The 2388-nt window shown below is 73.1% G+C and carries 4 protein-coding genes; 3 read left to right on the forward strand and 1 reads right to left on the reverse strand.

The features are described from left to right. The 3 genes from ACTIR_RS0112800 to ACTIR_RS0112810 form a co-directional block, all read left to right on the forward strand. On the forward strand, positions 1-366 hold a 366-nt coding region (locus tag ACTIR_RS0112800; protein WP_026454587.1), incomplete at its 5' end, for a hypothetical protein. A gap of 60 nt (positions 367-426) precedes the next feature. Then, positions 427-927, forward strand: coding sequence for a peptide deformylase (gene def / locus ACTIR_RS0112805; RefSeq protein WP_026454588.1), 501 nt, complete (start codon positions 427-429; stop codon positions 925-927). 119 nt (positions 928-1046) lie between these two features. After that, a complete protein-coding gene (locus tag ACTIR_RS0112810; RefSeq protein ID WP_026454589.1) occupies positions 1047-1769 on the forward strand; it encodes a hypothetical protein in 723 nt (240 codons plus the stop codon). 41 nt (positions 1770-1810) lie between these two features. Here the strand turns inward: ACTIR_RS0112810 and ACTIR_RS23135 are convergent. Next, on the reverse strand, positions 1811-2388 hold a 578-nt coding region (locus ACTIR_RS23135; RefSeq protein WP_052583863.1), incomplete at its 5' end, for a maleylpyruvate isomerase N-terminal domain-containing protein.

The raw sequence follows: 2388 nt of genomic DNA on the forward strand, positions 1-2388 counted from the left end.
CAGGCCGTGGTGCTGGCGGCGGCCGACCCGGCCCAGCCGTACGGCGCGGCGTTGCCGTGGCCCGCGGTGCTCGGGGACACGAAACACCGGCCCGCCCGCAAGGCGGGGGCACTGGCCGTGCTGGTGGACGGGGTGCCCGCGCTCTACGTCGAACGGGGTGGCCGGTCGCTGCTGTCGTTCACCGAGGACCGTGCGACGTTGCACGCGGCGGCGACGGCGCTGTCCGCGGCGGTGCGGGACGGCTGGCTCGGCCGGTTGCAGGTACAGAAGGCCGACGGGGAGCGCGCGCTGACCTCCGGTCTCGCGGAGGTGCTGCGGGAGGTGGGGTTCCGCGCGACCCCGGCGGGGCTGCGGCTGCGGGCGTGACCCCGGCGCGCCGTCCCGGCGGGCTAGGGTGGGCGCGACCAGGAAAGGACGAGACTTCCCATGACCGTACGTGACCTGCGCTATTTCGGTGACCCGGTGCTGAAGACGGTGGCCGACCCGGTCACCACGTTCGACCGGACCACGAAGGCACTGGTGGACGATCTGCTCGACACCGTCGACCTGCCGGGCCGGGCGGGGCTGGCCGCGCCGCAGATCGGCGTGGGCCTGCGCGCGTTCAGCTACCGGGTCGACGACGCCGTGGGATACGTGCTCAACCCGGTCCTGGTCGAGGTGTCCGAGGAGACCCACCTGCTCGACGAGGGCTGTCTGTCCGTGCCGGAGCTGAGTTTCCCGACCGAGCGGGCACGCCGGGCCGTCGTGCGTGGTGTCGACCTCGACAACGAGCCCGTCACCGTGGAGGGGACCGGTGTGCTGGCGCAGTGTCTGCAGCACGAGGTGGACCACCTCGACGGTGTGCTGTATCTGGACCGGCTCACGACCGAGCGGCGACGGCAGGCGTTCCGTGAGGCGCGGCGGCACGACTGGTTCTGGTCCGTATAGGACCGACACGCGCCGTGACCAGCGGCGTTATTGATCTGTGTCCGTCGCCACTCCCTCGTGACACTTTCGTTGCCGGTTCTTAATCTGACCGCCATCGCCGTCACCGGAATGAGGGAAAGATGGCTGGTCGACACCGCGCCCAACCACGGAGGCCGTGGGCCAAACCCACGGCGGTCGGACTTCTCGCCGCCACCGCACTGGTCGGCACCATGGCCCTGACGGACACCGCGCCGCCGGAGGAGGACCACACCACGGCGGTGGCCGCAGTCGCCGCCGGTCTGCCCACCCCGTCGTCCACCCCGGCACGGTCCCGGTCGACCGACCCCACGTCGAGCACCGCCGAGAGCACCACCCCGGAGAGCACCACTCCGGAGAGCACGACCACCACGTCGACCACCTCCACGGAACCGGAGACGACCGGGCCGGCTCCGGAGGAGGAGACCACCGAGGCCGCCGCGAACGCCGAGGCCGAGGCGACGGTGGAGGCGTGCCCGACCGGGCTGGAGGGCACCGTCCCCCACGTCGCACAGGTCGGTAACCACCTGCTGGAGCGGTTCTCCGTCGACTCGGTGGGGGGCCGGGCACCCCGGTCGAACCCCAGCGACCATCCCGCCGGGCTCGCCCTCGACTTCATGGTGGGCGTGTCCACCGGCGACGCGCTGGCCGACTACGTGGTCGAGCACCGCGACGAGTTCGGGGTCAAGTACGTCATCTGGCGCCAACGCATCAACAACGGCGCCGGATGGTCCGCGATGGCCGACCGCGGCAGTGCCACGGCGAACCACATGGATCACGTCCACGTCTCGTTCCGCAGTGGCGTGGACGTCTCGGTCACCTGCTGAGGTGGGGCGTTTCGGCCCGCGGCGGTCCGGGACGCCCCACCTCAGCGCGTGGCCAGCCGCAGGAGTGCCCACAGCTGGGCGACGGCGTCGTCGTCGCCGTCGACGGTGACCGAACCGGGCCCTTCCCTGCCCCACAACCACAGGTAGACCCGGGTGACGGCGCCGGACACGACCGCGTCGACGCGGTCGTCCGGCCCGGCCGGAGCGCCGTCCCCGGGACCGCGGACGACCACCGCCCCGTCGGGTCCGGCGTGGGTGAGCCACCTGCGCGCCGCCGTGTCCACCGCCACCGCGGCCGGTCTGGTGCCGGTGACCCCCATCCGCCCCAGCCGGTGGCCGAACCACAGGTTCACCGCCTCGTCCACTCCGTCCACGGCGACCTCGTCGGCGATCGGGGACGGCTCCGGCCCCGCGGCGCGTTCCACGTCGACGCGGTGCACGGTCGCCTCGTGCAGCATGCGTCGGCGCCAGAATCCGAACGTCCGGTCGGTGTCCCACCACGTGGCCGCGGGCTCGGCGGGCCCGTGCGCGGCGAGCAGATCGCGCAGCGCGGACACGCCGTCCCGGAGGTAGGCCTGCGGCGTCTGTCCCGCGGCCGGGGCCCTCCGCCAGTCCCGGG

This window comes from Saccharomonospora iraqiensis subsp. iraqiensis (assembly GCF_000430445.1).
Lineage (GTDB): Bacteria > Actinomycetota > Actinomycetes > Mycobacteriales > Pseudonocardiaceae > Saccharomonospora > Saccharomonospora iraqiensis.

Bases quoted from the DNA above. Each gene is read 5' to 3' on its own strand.
- ACTIR_RS0112810 (WP_026454589.1), top strand. From the start codon at position 1,047: ATGGCTGGTCGACACCGCGCCCAACCACGGAGGCCGTGGGCCAAACCC.
- def (WP_026454588.1), top strand. From the start codon at position 427: ATGACCGTACGTGACCTGCGCTATTTCGGTGACCCGGTGCTGAAGACG.